Raw genomic sequence first — 19,779 nt, 5'->3', positions numbered from 1 at the left:
GGGGGTGCATAATGGACGATCTTCACCGGCGGGCGGAGGCTTTCGCCGCGCTGGGCGACCCCGCTCGCCTGCGCATCGTCGACCTGCTCTCGGTCGGCGACATGTCACCCAGCGAGATCGCGTCCGCGCTCGGTGTGAAGTCCAACCTCGTCGCGTTCCACGCCAACGTGCTGCAGGACCGCGGCATCGCGCGTCGCGTCCGATCGGAATCCGACGGTCGCCGCAGCTACCTGCAGCTCATCCCCGAGGCGTTCTCGACTCTCGCGCTCGGCCCCCGCCCGGTGAAGGGCCGCGTCGTCTTCGTCTGCACGGCCAATTCCGCGCGCTCGCAGCTGGCTCGGGCCATCTGGGCCGCCCACAGTTCCATCCCCGCCGCCTCCGCGGGGACCGATCCCGGCGACCGGGTGAACCCGGGCGCCATCGCCGCCGCCCGCCGACACGGCATCGCGCTCGACGAAGCGGCCGCTCCGCAGGCGCTCGGCGACGTCGCCGCATCGGGCGATTTCGTCATCAGCGTCTGCGACCACGCCCACGAGAAGCTGGACGGACGCGACGACGTGCACTGGTCGATCCGCGACCCGGCGCGCATCGGCAGCACCGCGGCCTTCGATGACACGGTCGCCGAACTGCGCTCGCGCATCGCGCGGGTGGCGTCGCGGCTGACGGCAGCCTGACGAGACGTCGCGCGTCAGAGGTCGAACCCGAACGCCCGCAGATCGAGGAACCGCCCCGGCTCCACCTCGACGGGATGCTCCCGCTCGATGAGCCGGGAGAAGCCGAGCTTGAGGTACAGCGCGTGCGCGCCGAGCATCTCGGGGCCGCTGTTCATCACGACGCGACGCGCGCCCCTGCTGCGGGCCAGCGCGATCACGTGGCGCGTGAGGGCTTCGCCCACGCCCCGGCCGCGCGCCGACGGCGCGACCGCGAGCTGGCGGAAATCGAGCTCGCCGTCGGCGGCGAGCGGTGACAGGCGCTCGCCGGGCCGGGGAGTCCAGACGGTTCCGACGATCTCGTCACCGTCGAGCGCCACCCACACCTCGCCCTGAGCCACGCGGCCCTCCACGTCGGCGAGCGAGACGAGGTAGCCCTCGGAGAGACCCTCGTAGCTGTGACGGTAGGCCTCGACGGTGAGCGCCCCGGCACCCGCGTACTCGTGCGGGGCGACGAGTCGGATGGTGAGCGACGACACGGGCGACGAGGTCATGGCATCCATTCTCGCCGTCCGATTCCGGGCCCCGGGCGTCGAGCACCTCGCGGCGGCGCTGCGGCCTCGGCGGCCCGGAGTCCTCACGCCTCTCGCAGCATGCGCGCCGTCACCCTCGTCCCGAAGTGCAGTGCCTCCACCGGCACGCACTCGTCGGCCGCGTGGAACTGCCCGAACACGTCGAAGTCCGCCGGCACGCGCAGCGGCACGAAGCCGTAACCGCGGATCCCGAGGCGAGCGAGGTGCTTGTTGTCGGTGCTCGCGGGCAGCAGGTACGGCACGACCGTGCCGTCGGGGTCCTCGGCGGTCACGGCATCCTGGAGCACGCCCACGAGCCGTCCGTCAGCGGGTGCCTCGATGGCCGGGATGTCGCGCGCCCAGGCGATTTCTATGTCGGCGCCGACGACGGCGGCGAGCTGCTCGCGCACGACCTCGGCCTGACCGGGCACGATGCGCACGTCGAGGGTCGCGCTCGCCGCGGCCGGGATGACGTTGGCCTTGCCGCCGGCCGCCAGCACCGTCGGGGATGCGGTGTTGCGGCTGCCCGCGTCGATGAGGGATGCCGCGAAGCCCAGGTCGCCGAGGTCGCCGCCCGCCCGCGCGTAGACGTCGAGGAAGCGCTCGAGCGTGGCGGTGCGTGCGACCGGGAAGCGGTGCGCGCCGACGGCTGCGACCGCGTGCGCGAGACGGACGACGGCGTTGTCGGCGGTCGGCCGGGAGCCGTGGGCGGCGTGTCCGCGTGCGGTCAGGGTGGCGGTGGTCACGCCCTTCTCCGCTGTCGCGACGAGGTAGGTGCGGCGGTCGCCGGCGAGCGGGATCGAGAAGCCGCCGACTTCGCTGATGGCCTCCGTGGCCCCGGCGAAGAGCTCGGGGCGGTTGTCCACGAGCCACCGCGCGCCCCAGACGCCGCCCGCCTCCTCGTCGGCGAAGAAGGCGAAGACGATGTCTCGTCGGGGGATCACGCCGTCGCGTCGGAACGCGCGGGCGACCGCGAGCAGCATCCCGGCGAAGTCCTTCATGTCGACCGCCCCGCGGCCGTACAGGATGCCATCGTGGATCTCCGCCCCGAAGGGCGGGTGCGTCCAGTCCGCGGCGTCGACCGGCACGACGTCGAGGTGGGCGTGGGCCACGAGGGCCCCGGCATCCTGATCCGACCCGGCGAGCCGCGCGATGACGCTCGCGCGCCCCGGACGCGGCTCGACGAAGACGGTGTCGTAGCCGACCTCCTCGAGCTGCGTCTGCACGTACCGTGCGGCGCGCGTCTCGCCGTCGCCGATGGTCGCGGCCTCGCCCGTGTTGACGCTGTCGATGCGGATGAGCGCGCGGATGTGCGCCAGCGCCTCGATCTCGAGCGGGCCTGGCGGGGGCGAGGTGGCGTCGGGCACGGCGATCAGTGCTGGTGGGGGCGGGCGTCGTCGGCGAGCTTGAACGCGAGGCGCCCGTGCGCGTAGCCGCCGCCCGCGCGGATCGCCGTCGCGACCCACGCGGCCTCGGCGAGCTCGGCCTCGGTCGCCCCCGCCTTGACGGCGTTCTGCGAGTGCCCGTCGATGCAGTACACGCACTGCGTGGTGATGCCGACGGCCAGCGCGATCAGCTCGCGGTACTTCAGCGGGATCGCCCGGCCCTCGGGTGCGAAGACGGCCTGATCGAACGCGGCGAATGCGGCGAGGATGTCCGGTGTCTCGGCCTTGTAGACCTTCGTGTAGGTCTTGTCGGCGGTGCGGTCGAAGTACTCGGACATGGTGCCTCCCGGGGGCGTCGGTTGCGTCGCTCCCACGGTGCCACGCGCAGTGCGGCGGGCCCGTCCGCGGGTGTCACGCGGGGTCACACGTCTCGCGCGCGCCGGCCTCCCCGTGTCCCGCTGTGTGCAGACCATGTCCCCGGGTGCGTGGACCGTGTCCCCGGGTGCGTGGACCATGTCCCGCTCTCTGCTGGCTGGTGCCCCCTCAGACAGCACAAGGGGCGACACGGTTCTCCGGCCGCGCCGACGCGTCAGCGCATCACGCTCGCACCCAGCTCGACGGGGCTGCCCTCGATGTTGCCGACGATGCCGCGGATGACCCCGCTGCCGTCCTCACGCCGAAGGCCGTCGTACCAGGCCTGCGTCGCGGCGACGTCGAACGCGTGCGTCTCATGAGCGCGCTTGCGCGCGCGCAGCACCAGGTCGCCCGCCCGCTCGGTGCGGATGCGTTCGTAGCGCTTCAGCGAGTCCTCGACGCCGAGCGTGGCGGTGGCGAAGACGATGCCGAGGGCGAAGCTGTCTTCCAGCGCCGAGCAGGCTCCCTGGCCGATGTCGGGCGCGGTGTTGTGCGCGGCGTCGCCGAGGATCGCCACGCGCCCCCGCACCCACGTGTCGAACGGGTCGATGTCCCAGATCTCCACCCGGTTGAGCGACTCGTCGGGGTCGATGCCGTCGAGGAGGGCCCGTACGCCGGGCGCTCCCCACGATCCGAAGGCCTCCTCCATCGCGGCCATGCGGTCTTCGACGACGCCCGAGGGGCCGGGCACGTCGACGAAGAAGTAGAAGCGGTCGCCGGCGACCGGCATGACGGCGCAGCGCTTTCCGTCGCCGACGTACGTCGTCCACTGATCCATTGGCCCGATGCGCTCATCAGCCTTCACGAGGCCGTTGTAGTTGACGTAGCCGGAGTAGGTGCGCTCGGGGCGGATGCCGGTGGGCTCGGTGACGTAGTCGCGCACGATCGAGCGGGCTCCGTCGGCGCCGATGAGCATGTCGGCGGTGTCGGTGGTGCCGTCGGCGAAGGTGGCGGTGACGGTCTCGCCGTCGTCGGCGACCTCGACCAGCTGCTTGCCGAGGTGGATGTTCGCCGAGCCGACGGCATCCATCATCAGCTGCTGCAGGTCGGCGCGGGCGACGGGGTAGGGCCGCTGGCCGGTCTGGGCGGTGACCGGGGCGAGGCTGAAGCGGCAGAGCTCTTCGCCGGTGTGGCCGTCGTAGTAGGCCATGTCGTCCATGCGACCGCCGAGGGCGGCGACCTGGGGGCCGAGGCCGAGCCAGTTGAGCACCTTCACGCCGTTCGACCACAGCGACAGCGCCGCGCCGACCGGGCGGTTCTCGCGCATGCGGTCGTACACGACGACCTCGTGCCCGAGCTTCTGCAGGGCGAGCGCGGCGGAGGTTCCGCCGACGCCGGCGCCGATGACGATGACCTTCATGGAGCGTTCTCCTCAGCTGCCGCGGTAGGTCGAGTAGGCGAAGGGGCTGAGCAGCAGCGGCACGTGCAGGTGCTGTTCCCCCGAGACGGTGAAGGCGATCGTCGCGATCGGGTGGAACGACGAGACGCCCCGCGAGCGGAAGTACGCGCCCGTCGCGAACGTCAGGGCGTAGTCGCCGTCGTCGAGCCGGTCGGGGCCGAGCGCCAGGCGCCCGTCGGCGTCGGTGGTGGCTTCGGCGATCGTGTCGCCGCCCAGTCGGGCCAGCGTCACGGTCACCCCGACCGCGGGCGTGCCGGCCGTGGCATCCAGGATGTGCGTGGTGAGGTGGGTCATTCGGCGTCCTCGGGCTCGGCGGGGGCGTCGTCGGCGAAGGTCGTGCCGAGGCGCAGCAGTGCGATCTCGGCGAGCTGGCGGGTGGCTTCGATGGTCTCGGCGTCGGGATCGTTGCCGAGGCGCCGCTCGAGCTCGGCGCGCATCTCGCTCGGGGTGCGGCCCGCGGCGCGGATGAGGAAGACGCGACCGAAGCGCTCCTCGTAGAGAGCGTTGCCGGCGGCGATCGCGGCGACGTCGTCATCGGCGGCGTGGGCCATCGAGCCCTGTTCGCGACGGGATGCCACGGCCTCGGCGCCGCCGCCCGACACTTTCGCGCCGATGCGCGGGTGGGCGTGCAGCGCCGCCTCGAGGTCCTGCGGTGACCAGGCCGCGGCGAGGTCGCCGGCGTAGGCGGCGAGGGCGTCGACGTCGGCGTAGGGGCGGCCCGCGACGACGGCGTCGACCCACCCCGGGATGTCGGCCCACACGCGCACGACGGCGACCGCTTCGGCGTCGTCGGCGGCGTTGAAGTCGGAGAGGTGCATGCCGGCCACGCTATGCCGTGCGCGTTACGACGCTGTGGCGGGATGTGTCGGCGATGTTGCTGTGAGGAACATTTCGGCGCTCTCGCCGCGATGCGGGGAGAGCTGGCCGGTGGGGTCCCTCTCCGGCTCGGGGCGGATTCGGCGGCTTGGGGCGCATTTCTCACGCCCCGAGCGGCGAAATCCGCCCCGAAGCATGGAGCAGCGGGCGCTACGTCACATTCAGGCGTGCACGATCAGCCAGTGCGCCACGGCATCCACGGTGCCGGTGTTGTGCAGGCGGTGGGGGACCGAGCAGGGGTAGCTGATGGCATCCCCCGCCCGCAGGATCACGCGCTCGGCCTCGAAGTCGATGGTGAGTTCGCCCGAGACGACGGTGCCGACCTCGTATCCCTCGTGGTGGAACAGTCCGTCGGCGCCGTGCGCGGAGGTGCCGGGCGGGTAGACCGACTCGAAGTAGTCGACGCCGGGGGCCGAGCCAGGAGTGAGGCGGCGGAACGAGACGCCGCTGTCGAGCACGATGTCGGGCGATTGTCCCGCGCGCTGCAGCGTGAAGCCCGAGGGGCCCACCGGCTCGACGGCGCGGTCGGATGCCGGATCGAAGGCGGCGACGAGCGGAACGCCGAGGGCGTCGGTGATGGCGATGAGCCGCGAGACGCTCGGCTGCATCACGCCGCGCTCGATCTGCGAGACCGCGCTGGGGGAGATCCCCAGCGTCTTGGCGAGGGCGCGGGCGGAGATGCCGCGGGCCTGGCGCAGGTCGCGGACGCGGGCGCCGACGGATGCCGAGGGCTCGGGGGGAGTGTCGGCCTCCATCGCCGCGACGGTGTGGTGCTCGACGGCGTCTTCGGCGAGGTGCGGCTGCGGCATGTCCCGAGTCTAAGGAGGCGGGGCATGTGAAGGATCGACTTCACATACCTGTTACATGGACGAAACCATCGCGGTCGTGTGAACCCATAACTTCACATCAGAGCTCCACTCCGGCCGCGGACTCCACGTCGTGGCATCCATCGCCCTGAGAGGAATGACATGAGTTCCACCCCGCTCACCGGCCCCCACGATCTCGTGGAGGCCGCAGGCCACCCCCACGGGGGCGGCAACATGAAGCCCCACTACGACGAGCGTCTCGCCAACGAAGACCTCGCACCGCTGCGGAAGCAGAAGTGGTCGAGCTACAACATCTTCGCGTTCTGGATGAGCGACGTGCACTCGGTCGGCGGCTACGTCACCGCGGGTTCGCTCTTCGCCCTCGGCCTGCAGTCGTGGCAGGTGTTCGTCGCCCTGATCGCCGGCATCGTCATCGTGCAGGTCTTCGCCAACATGGTCGCCAAGCCCAGTCAGAAGACCGGCGTGCCCTACCCCGTCATCAACCGTGTGGTCTTCGGCATCCGGGGGGCGAACATCCCCGCGATCATCCGCGGCCTGATCGCCATCGCCTGGTACGGCGTGCAGACGTTCCTCGCGGCTGAGTCGCTGAACATCATCTTCCTGAAGTTCGTGCCCGGCTCCGCGGCGCTGCTCGACGTCTCGTTCGCGGGGCTGTCGGCGCTCGGGTGGATCTCGTACGCGATCCTGTGGGTGGCGCAGTTCCTGCTGTTCTGGAACGGCATGGAGGTCATCCGCCGCTTCATCGACTGGGCGGGTCCCGCCGTCTACGTCGTCATGATCATCCTGGCGATCTACCTCGTGTCGCAGGCCGGCATCCAGAACATCTCCTTCACCCTGTCGACCACCCAGCTCGACTTCTGGGCGTCGATCCCCGTGATGTTCGCCGCGATCGCGCTGGTGGTGTCGTACTTCTCGGGTCCGATGCTGAACTTCGGAGACTTCGCCCGCTACGGCAAGAGCTTCGAGGCGGTGAAGAAGGGCAACTTCTGGGGCCTGCCGATCAACTTCATGTTCTTCTCGCTGCTGACCGTCATCACGGCGTCGGCCACCGTGCCCGTCTTCGGCGCGCTCATCACCGATCCGATCAAGACGGTCGAGCAGATCGACACGCCCTTCGCGATCCTGCTCGGCGGCCTGACCTTCGTCACCGCCACCGTCGGCATCAACATCGTCGCCAACTTCATCTCGCCCGCCTTCGACTTCTCCAACGTCGCCCCCAAGAAGATCTCGTGGCGCGCGGGCGGCATGATCGCCGCCGTCGGCTCCACGTTCCTCATGCCCTGGAACTGGTACTCCAACGCCGACGCCATCCACTACTCCCTCGGCGTGCTCGGCGCGCTGATCGGCCCGCTCTTCGGCATCCTGATCGCCGGCTACTACATCTCGGCCCGTCAGCGCGTGAAGGTCGACGCCATGTTCACGATGGACGCTGCCGGCCCCTACTGGTACCGCAACGGCTTCAACCCGAACGCGGTCAAGGCCGTCGTCGCCGCCGGTGTGCCGACCGTCGCGATCGCGATCTTCCCGAAGCTCTTCGCCGACCTGGGCCTGTTCAACCTCTCGGCGATCAGCGACTACAGCTGGTTCATCGGCTGCGGCCTCGGCTACGTGCTGTTCCTGCTCTTCGAGCGCCTCGACCCGCGCATCCCGACGTTCGAGGGTGAGACCGAGGGCATCTCCGACGGCACCGTCGACGGAGCCGCCGCGACCGCGGCATCCGAGCCGGCCGCGATCTCGGCCGAGGTTCCCGTGCAGGCGTCGCCGAACGCACCGCGAACGGATGCCACCGCGTGAGGATCCTGCTCATCAACCCCAACACCTCCCGGGCGATGACCGCGAAGATCGCGGAAGCCGCCCGGGGGGTGGCGGGACCCGACGTGCTCATCGACGCCGTGTGTCCCGCGAACGGCGCTGCGGCGATCGAGAGCCACACCGACGAGATCGCGGCGGCAGCGGCCGTGATCGAGGCGATCACGGCCGACCTCGCCCGCGTCGACCCCGCCGACGCCTACGTGATCGCGTGCTTCGGCGATCCGGGTCTCGACGCCGCTCGAGAACTGGTCGAGGCGCCCGTGGTGGGCATCGCCGAGGCCGCGATGCACCTGGCCGCGGTGTCGGGCCGGCACTTCGGCGTCGTCACGACCCTCAGCCGGACGCTGGGCCGCGCCCACGACCTCGTCGCGCGGTACGGCATGGAACGGGCGTGCGTGTCGCTCGCGGCCACCGGCATCCCGGTGCTCGACCTCGAGGACACGGGATCCGAGGCGGTCTCGTTGATCGAGCGGCACGGCGTCGAGGCCGCCGCGGGCGGGGCCGACGTCATCGTGCTCGGCTGCGCCGGCATGGCCGACCTGTGCACCGAGCTGACGGCGCGCATCGGAGTGCCGGTCGTCGACGGGGTCGCAGCGGCGGTGGGCATGGCATCCGGGATGGTGCGCATGGGCCTCGGCACGAGCAAGCGCGACGAGTACGCCACGCCCGCGCGGGCGTTCGTCGCGGGGCGGGGGACTGTCGCCGATGCCGGCGCGGGTGCGCCGGGTGCGGGGGTGGCTTCCAACGAGGGGTTCGGGGCGGAATCCGCCGTTCGGGGCGTGGATTTCCCGCCCCACGGTGCGGATGTCGCCCCGAACGCCGACGTCAGGGTCGCCGGCTCGGCGGCATCGACGCCTCCTCCCCAGGCGTCGGATGCCACGGTTTTCGCCTGAATGTTGATGACGGTTACATTGGCGAAACGAGGGACGCATAGCGTGAACGACATGAGCACACGGATCGCCGCACGACGGGTCTACCTCGACGGTGCGTTCACCGCCGCCACGGTCGTGATCGACGGCGGGGTCATCGCCGCCGTCGAGCCGTTCGACGCGACGGCCGACACTGTACTGCCCGGCGACGCCGTGCTGCTTCCCGGACTCGTCGACTCGCACGTGCACCTCGACGAACCCGGCCGCACCGAGTGGGAGGGCTTCGCCACGGGCACCGCTGCCGCGGCCGCCGGCGGCATCACCACGGTGGTCGACATGCCGCTGAACAGCTCGCCCGTCACCACCTCCGTCGAGGCGCTGGATGCCAAACGCGCCGCCGCCGTGGGCAAGCTCGCCGTCGACGTGGCGTACTGGGGAGGGGCAGTCCCCGAGAACCTCGGGTCGCTCGGTGCGCTCGCCGCCGCCGGGGTCGTGGGCTTCAAATGCTTCCTGTCGCCGAGCGGCATCGACGAGTTCGTCCACCTCGACGCCGATCAGCTCGAGCGGTGCCTCACCGAACTCGCCGCCTTCGACGGGCTCCTCATCGTTCACGCCGAAGATCCGGCACACCTGCACGCCGACGGCGCACTCGGTCCGCGCTACCGCGATTTCGAGGCCAGCCGTCCGCCGGTCAGCGAACGTGCCGCCATCCGCCGGGTGATCGACGCGGCCCGGCGCACCGGCGCCCGCGCGCACATCGTGCACGTCTCCGACGGTGGGGCGCTCGACGACGTGCGCGCCGCCAAGGCCGAGGGCGTGCGCCTCACGATCGAGACGTGTCCGCACTACCTCACCCTCGATGCCGAAGACGTGCCCGACGGCGCCGGCGCCTTCAAGTGCTGCCCGCCCATCCGCGGCGGCGACAACCGCGATCTGCTGTGGGCGGGCGTCGTCGACGGCACGATCGATGCGATCGTCAGCGACCATTCACCGGCCACCGTGGAGCTGAAGGGCAACCCCGATTTCGGCCTCGCCTGGGGCGGGATCGCGGGCCTTCAGACGGGCCTGTCGGCCGTGCACACCACGGCGCGCCAGCGCGGCCTGGCCTTCGAGAGCCTGGTGCCGCTGCTCACGACGGGACCGGCGCGCATCGCCGGCCTCGAGGGGCTCGGTGTCATCGAGCCCGGTGCTCCGGCCCACCTCGTCGCCTTCGCCCCCGACGAGACGTTCGTCGTCGATGCCGCAGCGCTCGAATACCGCAACCCCGTCTCGCCGTGGCACGGCAAGACGCTCACCGGCGTGGTGCGCGAGACCTGGCTGCGCGGGGAGTCGACCTACCGTCGCGGTGCGCCCGTGACCGAGCGAGAAGGCCGCGAGATCTTGCGCGCGCCCGCGGCGGTGCAGTCGTGAGCGCCCTGACGGCCCCGGTTCCCGAGCCCGTCGGCGGGGTCGCGCCCGGTGACGCGACCGAGGCGCCGGGCGACCGCCGCCCCACCCCCGTCCCGATCCTCCAACCCGGTGTCGGTCCCATCCCCGGCGACCACTACCTCCGCGCCACCGCCGACACGGTGCTCTGGGGGCGCCTGCCCTGCTCCTCCGACGACGCCGTGCTCGAGATCGCCTCGGGCGAGAGCGTCACCTTCGACACGGTGAGCCACGAGGGCATTCTCGACGACCAGGGCAAAGACCCCGCCTCGTTCTTCGCGCGCCACGGTGTGCCGCGAAGCCAGGTGCTCGACGACGCGATCGAGATCGCGGCATCCGTCGCTCGAGACCCCTTCGCCGACGGCCCCCACGTGGTCGTCGGTCCGGTGCACGTCGCCGGCGCCCACCCGGGAGACCTGCTCAAGATCACGGTCGAGACGCTCGTCCCGCGCGTGCCGTACGGCGTCATCTCGAACCGCCACGGCAAGGGCGCACTCGTGGGCGAACTGCCGCGCGGCGAGCACAACGTCAGCGTGTTCACCGCGGTCGCCGAGCGCGACGGCATCCTGCACGGCACCCTCCCGATCGTCGAGGGGGGCGAGCCGGTCGTGACGTTCCCGCTGGCACCGTTCCTCGGCACGATGGGCGTCGCGGTCGACGGCGCCGAACGCCCGCACTCGGTGCCCCCGGGCACCCACGGCGGCAACATCGACATCAACCTCCTCGTCGAGGGCACGACGCTCTTCCTGCCCGTGCAGGTCGAGGGGGCACTGGCCTACGTCGGCGACCCGCACTTCGCGCAGGGCGACGGCGAGGTCGCGCTCACCGCGCTCGAAGCGTCGCTGCGGGCGACGCTGCGGTTCGAGGTCATCCCCGCGGATGCCGCGCGCGCCGCGTTCGGCGAGGTCACCGGCCCGCTGGTGCGCACCCCCGACTACCTCGTGCCCACCGGCATGGACCCCGACCTCGATGCCGCGATGCGCGCGTGCGTGCGCTCGTCGCTCGCACTGCTGCACGGGCGATGGGGCGTCGACGAGCACCTCGGCTACGCCTACCTGAGCGCGGCGACCGACTTCGACATCTCGCAGGTCGTCGATATCGTCTCGGGGGTGCACGCGCGCATCCGCGAGGCCGATTTCGAGGCCGTGGCGTCGGTGGAGCCGGTGGCCCTGACGTCCGCTCCCACACCCGACGGAGGCACCGAATGACCCCCGCCCTGGCGGTCGCGCTCGCTCGCGCCGAGGCTCCATCGAGCGCGCATCCCCTCCGCGTGTCGACGACGCGCCGCGCGGTGAGCCACCGGTTCGGTGTGTTCTCGGCATTCGACGGGCTCCGGCCCCGGAGGGACGACGAGCGATGACGGATGCCACGGCCGCGGCCCCCGCGGTCCCCACCGACCTGCGCGAGGCGTTCGACGCGTACGAGCGCGCGATCGTCACGAACGACCTCGACGCGCTCGACGCGTTCTTCGCGCCCGGATCCGAGACGCTCCGCGGTGACAATGCCGGCCTGCTCGTCGGCCACGACGCCATCAGCGGGTTCCGGTCGTTGCGCGGCGGCGTCCCCCCGCGCGTGATCGCCGACCTCCACTACCGACCGCTCGGGCCCGACACCGCTCTGCTCATGTCGGTGTCGCAGTTCCGCGGCGGCGGGCGCGGCCTGCAGACCCAGGTGTGGCAGCGCATCGACGGGCAGTGGCTCATCACCGCCGCCCACGTGACCCCGCGCACGCCGCCGCTCGACCGCACGATCTGGCGGAGCGTCGGCGATCCCTTCCTGCAGGGCGCGTGGGAGGGGCCGCTCGAGGGGCTCACCGTCGCCGTCAAAGACCTCTTCGCCATCGCCGGCTTCCGCATCGGCGCAGGCAACCCGACCTATCTCGAGCAGGCCCGGCCCGAGAAGGCCACCGCCCCGGCGGTCGCCGACCTGCTGCGCGCCGGTGCGTCGCTGCGCGGCATCGCCCGCACCGACGAGTTCGCCTACTCCATCGCCGGCGACAACGCCCACTACGGCACTCCGCCCAACGGCGCCGTCGTCGGCGCCCTGCCCGGCGGCTCGTCGAGCGGACCGGCATCCGCCGTCGCCCTCGGCCACGCCGACATCGGCCTCGCGACCGACACCGCGGGTTCCATCCGCGTGCCCGCGTCGTACCAGGGACTCTGGGGGCTGCGCACGACCCATGACCTCGTTCCGCGCCAGGGCATGCTGCCGCTCGCGCAGTCGTTCGACACCATCGGCTGGCTCACCCGCGACGGCGAGACCCTGCAGCGGGTCGCCGAGTGGTGCTTGAGCTACGACGGCTCCGCCTCGACCGAGAACGTCTACGGCGCCGCCGGCGGTGACCTGCCGTGGCGCTTCCTCGTGCCCGAGGAGATCCTCGACTGTGCCGATGCCGGCACCCGTGAGGCGTTCTCGAGGCTGCTCGCCGGGCTCGCGGCGTCCGATGATCCGCCCTCCCTCCGTGCGGTGCACACCGGCGACCTCGACGCCGGTTTCACGGCGTTCCGCACGGTGCAGGGCGCCGAGGCATGGCGCAACGACGGCGAATGGATGCGCGCGCACCCCGGGGCCGTGGGGCCCGCGGTCGCCGAGCGATTCCGCGCCGCCGCGCAGATCACGCCGGCCGACGAACGCGAGGCCCGCAGCGAGCTCGAACCGATCGCGGCGCACCTGGCGGAGCTCGTCGACGGGGCGGTGCTCATCTTCCCCACCGTGCCCGGACCCGCGCCGCAGCGCACCGCCGATGTCGACGCCGTCCGCGCGGCGACCCTCCGCATGACCGCGCCCGCTGCCATCGCAGGCCTTCCGGCCATCTCCGTCCCGCTGCTCACGGTCGACGGCGCCCCCGTCGGCGTGTGCCTCGTCTCGCGCGCCGGCACCGACATCGCCCTCGTGCGACTCGCCCGCCGCCTCGCCGAGCTCGCGGCGTCCTCTCGCTCGTCCACCCCCGCCCGCACCATGGAGACCCCGTGACCATCACCCTCCCCGGCCCGATCGACCCGCCCGCCCGCCTGCTCATGGGTCCCGGCCCGATCTCGGCGTACCCGAGTGTGCTGCGCGCGATGGGAGCGCCGCTCGTCGGCCAGTACGACCCGTTCATGACGGCCACGATGAACGAGACGCAAGACCTGTACCGGCAGGTGTGGGCGACCGACAACGACGCCACTCTGCTCATCGACGGCACCAGTCGCGCGGGCATCGAAGCGGCGATCCTCTCGTTGGTGCGCCCCGGCGACCGCGTGCTCGTCCCCGTGTTCGGGCGCTTCGGTCACCTGCTGGCCGAGATCGCCGAGCGCGCGCTCGCCGAGGTGCACACGATCGAGGTGCCGTGGGGCCAGGTGTTCCCGGTGTCCGCGATCCGCGAGGCCGTCGAGCGCGTGAAACCGCACCTCGTCGCGTGCGTGCAGGGCGACACCTCGACGACCATGCTTCAGCCGCTCGACGAGATCGGCGACATCTGCCGCGCGCACGGCGCCCTGTTCTACACCGATGCCACGGCCTCCCTCGGCGGCAACCCGTTCGAGATGGACGCCTGGGGGCTGGATGCCGCGACGGCGGGGCTGCAGAAGTGCCTCGGCGGCCCGTCGGGCTCGGCGCCGATCAGCCTCTCCGAGCACGCGGTGGAGGTGGTGCGCTCGCGGGCCCGCGTGGAGGCCGGCATCCGTGAAGACGGCGACGCCGTGGCATCCGATTTCATCCGCTCGAACTACTTCGACCTCGCGATGATCCTCGACTACTGGGGACCCCGCCGCCTGAACCACCACACCGAGGCGACGACCATGCTCTACGGCGCCCGCGAGTGCGCGCGCGTGCTGCTGCTCGAGGGACGGGACGCCGTGATCGCGCGCCACCAGCTGCACGGCGACGCGATGCTCGCCGGTGTGCAGGGCCTCGGGCTCACCGTCTTCGGCGACGTCGCCCACAAGATGACGAACGTCGTCGCGGTCGAGATCCCCGACGGCGTGACCGGCGACGCGGTGCGCGCCGAGCTGCTGAGCGACTTCGGCATCGAGATCGGAACGTCGTTCGGGCCGCTGCACGGCCGGGTCTGGCGCATCGGCACCATGGGCTACAACGCCCGCACCGACGCGGTGCTCACCACGCTCGCCGCGCTCGAGGCGGTGCTGCGCCGTCACGGCGCGGCGGTGCCGGCGGGCGGCGGTGTCGAAGCGGCGCAGGGCGTATACGCGGCGGCGCGGTCGTGACTTCGGTGGTCCTCCCCTCCGCCGCGGGAGCGCGCGCATGACCACCGCCACCCGCCTGCAGGTCGAGCCCGAACTCATCGCCTCGGCCGCGCGGCGCGTCATGGGCCGCTGCGAAGAGCTCGCCCGCGTGACGGCGACTCCCGGCAGCATCACGCGCGTCTACCTCTCGCCTGAGCACGCGCGCGTGAACCGCCTCGCCGCCGAGTGGATGCGCGAGCTCGGCATGAGCACGCGGCAGGATGCCGCCGGCAACCAGGTCGGACGCCTCGCGCCGGCGGGCGCCCCCGATGCCCCCGCCCTGCTCCTCGGCTCGCACCTCGACACCGTCCCCGACGCCGGGCGCTTCGACGGCATCGTGGGGGTGCTGATGGCGCTCGAGGTCGTACGGCTCGTGCGTCGCGTCGACGACGAGGGCGCGGCATCCAGTCCCTTCCCCTTCGCCCTCGAGGTGATCGCCTTCAGCGACGAGGAGGGCACGCGCTTCGGCAAGGCGCTGCTCGGGTCGTCGGCCGTCGCGGGGCAGTGGGACGCGTCGTGGTGGGATCTGACCGACGCCGACGGTTACACGCTGCGCGAGGCGTTCCGCGAGTTCGGTCTCGACCCCGGCCGCATCGGCGAGGCGGCGCGCCGCCCCGAACAGCTCGTCGGCTACCTCGAAGCGCACATCGAGCAGGGCCCCGAGCTGCACCGCAGCGGTCAGGCGCTCGCCGCGGTGTCGTCGATCGCGTCCGCCCGGCGTTTCCAGCTGATCGTCGAGGGCGAGGCCCGTCACGCCGGCGGCACGCCCTACGACATGCGGCGCGACGCGCTGCTCGGCGCGAGTGAAGCGGCGCTCGCCGTCGAGCGGATCTGCCGCGGCGAGCACCACATCATCGGCACGGTCGGGCAGCTCGAGGCGTTCCCGGGCGCGGTGAACGTCGTACCCGGCGAGGCGCACTTCTCGCTCGATCTGCGCGGCGAGTTCGACACCACCCGCGATCACACGTGGGACGAGATCTCGCACGAACTGGATGCCATCATGGGGCGCCGCGGCCTGCGCTGGCAGGCCCGCGAGGTGCACAGCGCGCCGGCGGTCTTCTGCGCCCCGCTGCTGCAAGACGTCGTGCGCGCCGGAATCGGCGCCGAAGCCCCCACCCTCTTCAGTCGTGCCGGTCACGACGCGATGTCGATCGGCGCGATCACGGAGGTGGGCATGCTGTTCCTGCGCAACCCCGACGGCATCAGCCACCACCCCGACGAGGCCGTCACCACCGCCGATGTCGCGGCGGGCCTGCGCGCCTTCGCCGAGGCGGTGCTGCACCTGGGTGCGGAGCCGCGCTGACCCGCGGATGACTCGTCGGCCAGGGCCACCGACCACGAACTGGCCCTCACCGCCCCCAGCCAGACTCGACGAGGATGAGTTCATGACCGACGTTCCCGGCATCCTGCATCTGCTCGCCTTCGCCGCCGAGCCCGGTGGCGGCAACCCCGCGGGGGTCGTGCTCGATGCCACGGCGCTCGACGACGCGCACATGCAGCGCATCGCGACCGACCTCGGGCACCCCGAGACGGCATTCGTGACCGCACGCGACGGCCGCCGAGCGCAGGTGCGGTACTTCTCGCCCGACGCCGAGGTGCCGTTCTGCGGACACGCGACGATCGCCACGGCCGTCGCGCTCGCCGAAGCCGACGGGCCGGGCGCGTTCGTCTTCGACACCGCCGCCGGGCGCGTCGACGTGACGACGGAACAGGGCGAGGACGGGCGCATCATCGCCGGCTTCACCAGCGTCGAGCCCCACGTCGTCGATCTCGAACCCGAGGTCGCCGAGCGCCTCCTCGCCCTGCTGGGCCTGTCTCCCGACGACCTCGACGAGCGGATGCCGTTGGCGCAGTCCTTCGCCGGCAACCTGCATCCGGTGGTCGCGGTGCGCGACCGGGACACCTTCGACGCCTTCACCTTCGAACCCGCGCCGATGCGCGCCCTGCTCGACGAGCGCGGGTGGAAGGGCACGGTCATCGTCGTGCACGTCGCCGGCGACATCGCCGACGGCCTCGTCGCCGAGGCGCGCAACCTCTTCCCGGTCGCCGACATCACCGAGGATCCCGCGACAGGCTCCGCCGCCGCCTCGCTCGGCGCGTACCTGCGCGACCGCGTCGGCCTGGCCGCCCCGTTCCGCTTCACCGTCCGTCAGGGGCGGCACATCGGCCGGCCGAGCGTGCTCGATGTCGAGGTTCCGCCGGTCGGCGGCATCCACGTCCGGGGCGGCGCGACGACGCTCTGACCCCGCGTTCGACGTCTTCACTCCCGTGCGGTCACGGGGCCGTCCGCGGAAACCGCCTCGGCACACCTCCTGCTCGGGAGCGGACCGGTCCGGCTCGCGGGCTCGCCGGCCGATGACCGTCGCGCTCTCACCGGCGGTTCGCCTCGACCCGCATCACGCGCCTCCCGCCAACCGCCACACCCGGTCCCGTGAGAACGGCAGCTCGTACCCGCGCCGCCCGAGCGCGCGCGACACCGCATTGCCGACAGCGGCCCCCACGGGGTTGTAAGGCGACTCGCTCATCGACTTCGCACCGAACGGGCCCAGGCTGTCGTCGGTCGCGGCGAAATACACCTCGGTGTCGGGCACGTCGGCGAACTGCGGCACCCGGTAGGTGCGGAACACCGGGTTCTGCACGACGCCGTCCTCGACGTAGACCTCTTCGTACAGCGCCCCGCCGAGGCCCTGCGCCGCGCCGCCCTCGACCTGCCCGCGGCACTGCGCGGGGTTGATGACCACGCCGGCGTCGGCCGCCTGGATCGACTGCAGCACCCTCACCGTGCCGGTCTCGGGATCGACCGCGACCCGCGCCGCGTGCACGTTGAAAGCGAGCGAGCGGACGTCGCCGAACTCCGCCCCGTCGGCGGTGAGACCCTCGGCCGTCGCATACCCGGCCGGAGCGGCCGCGATGATCCGCTCCCACGTCACGACCTCGCCGCCCACACGCACCCCGGATGCCGCGAACTCGGCGCCCGCGGCATCCCCTCCCGCCAGCTCCGACGCGATCTCGACCATCCGCCGCCGCAGCACCGTGCACGCACCGAACAGCGCCTTGCCGGCGACGACCGTCCCGGCCGAGGCGAAGGCGCCGGTGTCGTGCCGCACGGCGTCGGTGTCGGCGGCCCACAGCTCGAGCCGGTCGAGGGGGGCGTCGAGCACGGTGGCGGCGATCTGCCGGTGCACGGTCGAGGTGCCGTTGCCGAATTCGGCCGTGCCGACCCGCAGCAGGTAGGTGCCGTCGGCGCGAAGGGTGGCGGTCGTGTGCGCGATGTGCCCGCGTGGAGCCATGGTCGCGATCATCGCCGCGGCCATCCCCTCGCCGACGAGCCACCCCTCGGGGGCGTCGACGCCGTTGCCGCGCTCGAGGGCGTTCTGCGCGAGGTCGAGGCACTGGTCGAGGCCGTAACTGCCCCAGATCAGGTCTTCCTCGTACTTCTCGTCGTCGTCGGGGTGCAGCGGGTCGCCCTCTCGCACCGCGTTGATGCGGCGCAGGTCGAACGGGTCGATGCCCAGCTCGACGGCCAGGGCGTCGAGCGCCGACTCGACCGCGAACACCACCTGCCCGAGCCCGTAGCCGCGGAACGCGCCCGACGGCGGGTTGTTCGTGTACACCGCTTCGGCGTCGATCCACTTCACCGGCACCCGGTAGAGCGTCGTCGACTCCGCGCACGAGTGGAACAGCACACCGATCGCGTGGTTGCCGTAGGCGCCGGTGTCGCTGAGCACGTCGACCTTCATCGCGGTGAGGGTGCCCCCGGCATCCGATCCGAGGGTCACGCGCACGCGCATCGGATGCCGCAGCGACGCCCGCACGAACTGGTCGGTGCGCGAGAACTCGTAGGCGACCGGCCGGCCGAGCTTCAGTACCGCAAGAGCTGTGAGGTCTTCGGTGAAGATCTCCTGCTTGCCGCCGAAGCCGCCGCCGACGCGGGTCGCGAAGACGCGCACCCGGTCGCGCTCCAGCCCGAAGACGTGGGCGAGCTCATCGCGGGCGAGGAAGGGCACCTGGGTGGAGGAGCGGATGACGAGCCGCCCGTCATCGTCGAGCCACCCGACGGCGCCGTGCGTCTCGAGCGCCGCATGCGTCACGCGCGACGAACGCCATTCGCCCGTCACGGTCGTGTGGCTGGCGGCGAGGGCCGCGTCGATGTCGCCGCCGTGGCCGGTGTGGAAGCCGGCGACGACGTTACGGCCCGCCTCCATCACCCTCTCCTCGGGGGTGCGGTCGGGGTGCAGCAGCGGAGCGCCGGGCGAGCGCGCCTCTTCGGCGTCGAAGACGGCGGGCAGTACGTCGTAGGCGACCACGACCGCGCGGCATCCGGCCTCCGCTGCCTCCGCCGTCTCGCCGACGACCGCGGCGACGCGCTGGCCGATGTGGCGCACGACGTCGTCGAGCATGCGCGTGTCGTCGGGGTCGTCGGTGCGGTGCTCGTGGCGGCCCGTGGAGTACCGCACATCGGGCACGTCTTCGTGGGTGAAGACGGCGACGACGCCGGGGACGGCGAGGGCCGCAGCGGTATCGATCGACACGATCCGCGCGTGGGCGTGGGGCGAGGTCACGACCCGCAGCACGAGCGGCGGGCCGCCGGGCACGGGGTCGTCGAAGGTGAACGGTTCACGGCCCTGCACGATGCGCCGGGCGGCTTCGGGGACGGTCGAGGTGCCCACGCGCCCCGCCGGGGAGCACGTCCCGGATGCCACGGCCTCGACGTCCTGCGCGGAGGTGGGCGACCCGCTCGGCGGGCACACCTCCTGCACGACGTCATCTTCGTGCGTCGTCGGGAGGCCGCCGTCGCGGTCTGCAGGAGTCGTGCATCCTCCGTCGGCGGTGCCGCCCGGGTGGCCTGCGCACGCCGCAGCGGTCGGGCGGGGTCCCGTCTCTCGCACCGGCCCCAGCACCGACTCCCGGATCGCCTCGCGGATCGGCCGGTACCCGGTGCACCGGCACAGGTTGCCCTTCATGCGGCGGTCGAGGTCGTCGAGGTCGTCGGCGGTGAGGGTGGATGCCGTGACGCTCATACCGGGCGTGCAGAACCCGCACTGGAAACCGAAGCCGTTCGCGAGCGCCTCCTGCACCGGGTGCAGGGCGTCGCCCGGGGCGAGGCCCGCCGCGGTCGTGATGGCGCGGCCGTCGAGACGCATCGCCGGGACGATGCACGAGTGGGTGGGCGTGCCGTCGAGCAGCACCGAGCATGCTCCGCAGTCGCCCGCGTCGCAGCCTTTCTTCACCTCGACGTGGCCCGTCTCGCGCAGCAGCGTGCGGGCGCTCTGCCCGGGCCGCGGCTCCGCGTCGATGGGGATGCCGTTGACCTGGAATCTCACGCG

Annotated in this window: 17 protein-coding genes and 2 pseudogenes; 9 read left to right on the top strand and 10 right to left on the bottom strand. The window is 72.2% G+C overall.

All coding sequences use genetic code 11. The annotated features are described in order from the left end of the window. The first annotated feature begins 11 nt into the window (after positions 1-11). Entirely contained in the window at positions 12-674 is a 663-nt protein-coding gene (locus tag QE410_RS15330; protein ID WP_307333586.1) for an ArsR family transcriptional regulator, read from the top strand. Positions 675-688: 14 nt separating this feature from the next. Here the strand turns inward: QE410_RS15330 and QE410_RS15325 are convergent, their stop codons facing one another. The 7 genes from QE410_RS15325 to QE410_RS15295 all read right to left on the bottom strand — a co-directional run bounded on the left by QE410_RS15325 (position 689) and on the right by QE410_RS15295 (position 6,105). After that, a complete protein-coding gene (locus QE410_RS15325; protein ID WP_307333584.1) occupies positions 689-1,204 on the bottom strand; it encodes a GNAT family N-acetyltransferase in 516 nt (171 codons plus the stop codon). Between the two features lie 83 nt (positions 1,205-1,287). After that, entirely contained in the window at positions 1,288-2,589 is a 1,302-nt protein-coding gene (locus QE410_RS15320; RefSeq protein WP_307333582.1) for a M20/M25/M40 family metallo-hydrolase, read from the bottom strand. Between the two features lie 5 nt (positions 2,590-2,594). Further along, positions 2,595-2,945, bottom strand: coding sequence for a carboxymuconolactone decarboxylase family protein (locus QE410_RS15315; RefSeq protein WP_055959812.1), 351 nt, complete (start codon positions 2,943-2,945; stop codon positions 2,595-2,597). 251 nt (positions 2,946-3,196) lie between these two features. Next, entirely contained in the window at positions 3,197-4,381 is a 1,185-nt protein-coding gene (gene hpxO / locus QE410_RS15310) for an FAD-dependent urate hydroxylase HpxO (protein WP_307333580.1), read from the bottom strand. A gap of 12 nt (positions 4,382-4,393) precedes the next feature. Then, positions 4,394-4,714, bottom strand: coding sequence for a hydroxyisourate hydrolase (gene uraH / locus QE410_RS15305; protein ID WP_307333578.1), 321 nt, complete (start codon positions 4,712-4,714; stop codon positions 4,394-4,396). After that, a complete protein-coding gene (gene uraD / locus QE410_RS15300) occupies positions 4,711-5,238 on the bottom strand; it encodes a 2-oxo-4-hydroxy-4-carboxy-5-ureidoimidazoline decarboxylase (RefSeq protein WP_307333577.1) in 528 nt (175 codons plus the stop codon). Before uraD ends, uraH begins: the two co-directional genes overlap by 4 nt. Positions 5,239-5,457: 219 nt before the next feature. Then, on the bottom strand, positions 5,458-6,105 hold the full coding sequence (locus QE410_RS15295; protein ID WP_307333575.1) for a helix-turn-helix domain-containing protein: 648 nt from the start codon (positions 6,103-6,105) through the stop codon (positions 5,458-5,460). Between the two features lie 159 nt (positions 6,106-6,264). On the opposite strand from QE410_RS15295, the gene QE410_RS15290 reads away from it, so the two are divergent. The 8 genes from QE410_RS15290 to QE410_RS15255 all read left to right on the top strand — a co-directional run bounded on the left by QE410_RS15290 (position 6,265) and on the right by QE410_RS15255 (position 16,695). Beyond that, positions 6,265-7,917 (top strand): NCS1 family nucleobase:cation symporter-1, encoded by a 1,653-nt coding sequence (locus QE410_RS15290; RefSeq protein WP_307333573.1) that lies wholly within the window; start codon positions 6,265-6,267, stop codon positions 7,915-7,917. Then, complete coding sequence (locus tag QE410_RS15285) at positions 7,914-8,828, top strand: aspartate/glutamate racemase family protein (protein ID WP_307333572.1); 915 nt, start codon at positions 7,914-7,916, stop codon at positions 8,826-8,828. Before QE410_RS15290 ends, QE410_RS15285 begins: the two co-directional genes overlap by 4 nt. A gap of 51 nt (positions 8,829-8,879) precedes the next feature. Further along, positions 8,880-10,214: an allantoinase AllB gene (allB, locus tag QE410_RS15280; protein ID WP_307333570.1), complete on the top strand. Its 1,335-nt coding sequence runs from the start codon at positions 8,880-8,882 to the stop codon at positions 10,212-10,214. Between the two features lie 95 nt (positions 10,215-10,309). Continuing rightward, positions 10,310-11,437, top strand: a complete 1,128-nt coding sequence (locus QE410_RS15275; protein ID WP_307334576.1) for an acetamidase/formamidase family protein — start codon at positions 10,310-10,312, stop codon at positions 11,435-11,437. Positions 11,438-11,585: 148 nt separating this feature from the next. Then, positions 11,586-13,202 (top strand): AtzH-like domain-containing protein, encoded by a 1,617-nt coding sequence (locus tag QE410_RS15270; RefSeq protein WP_307333568.1) that lies wholly within the window; start codon positions 11,586-11,588, stop codon positions 13,200-13,202. Positions 13,203-13,246: 44 nt separating this feature from the next. Next, on the top strand, positions 13,247-14,434 hold the full coding sequence (locus QE410_RS15265; RefSeq protein ID WP_307334574.1) for an alanine--glyoxylate aminotransferase family protein: 1,188 nt from the start codon (positions 13,247-13,249) through the stop codon (positions 14,432-14,434). A gap of 37 nt (positions 14,435-14,471) precedes the next feature. Further along, the gene (locus tag QE410_RS15260) at positions 14,472-15,755 is read left to right on the top strand and encodes an allantoate amidohydrolase (RefSeq protein WP_307333566.1); all 1,284 of its coding nucleotides are present in this window, start codon (positions 14,472-14,474) and stop codon (positions 15,753-15,755) included. 82 nt (positions 15,756-15,837) lie between these two features. Beyond that, a complete protein-coding gene (locus QE410_RS15255) occupies positions 15,838-16,695 on the top strand; it encodes a PhzF family phenazine biosynthesis protein (protein WP_307333564.1) in 858 nt (285 codons plus the stop codon). A 153-nt stretch (positions 16,696-16,848) separates the two neighbouring features. On the opposite strand, the gene QE410_RS15250 is transcribed toward QE410_RS15255, so the two are convergent. The 3 genes and pseudogenes from QE410_RS15250 to QE410_RS17165 all read right to left on the bottom strand — a co-directional run. Continuing rightward, positions 16,849-19,047, bottom strand: a complete 2,199-nt coding sequence (locus QE410_RS15250) for a xanthine dehydrogenase family protein molybdopterin-binding subunit (RefSeq protein ID WP_373459381.1) — start codon at positions 19,045-19,047, stop codon at positions 16,849-16,851. A 324-nt stretch (positions 19,048-19,371) separates the two neighbouring features. Continuing rightward, positions 19,372-19,590: pseudogene (locus QE410_RS17170) on the bottom strand (2Fe-2S iron-sulfur cluster-binding protein); the annotation flags it as partial. Between the two features lie 6 nt (positions 19,591-19,596). After that, a pseudogene (locus tag QE410_RS17165) lies at positions 19,597-19,776 on the bottom strand (2Fe-2S iron-sulfur cluster-binding protein); the annotation flags it as partial. Positions 19,777-19,779: the final 3 nt, after the last annotated feature.

Source organism: Microbacterium sp. SORGH_AS_1204 (assembly GCF_030818935.1).
GTDB lineage: Bacteria > Actinomycetota > Actinomycetes > Actinomycetales > Microbacteriaceae > Microbacterium.
This window is presented reverse-complemented; position numbering and strand designations above follow the sequence as displayed.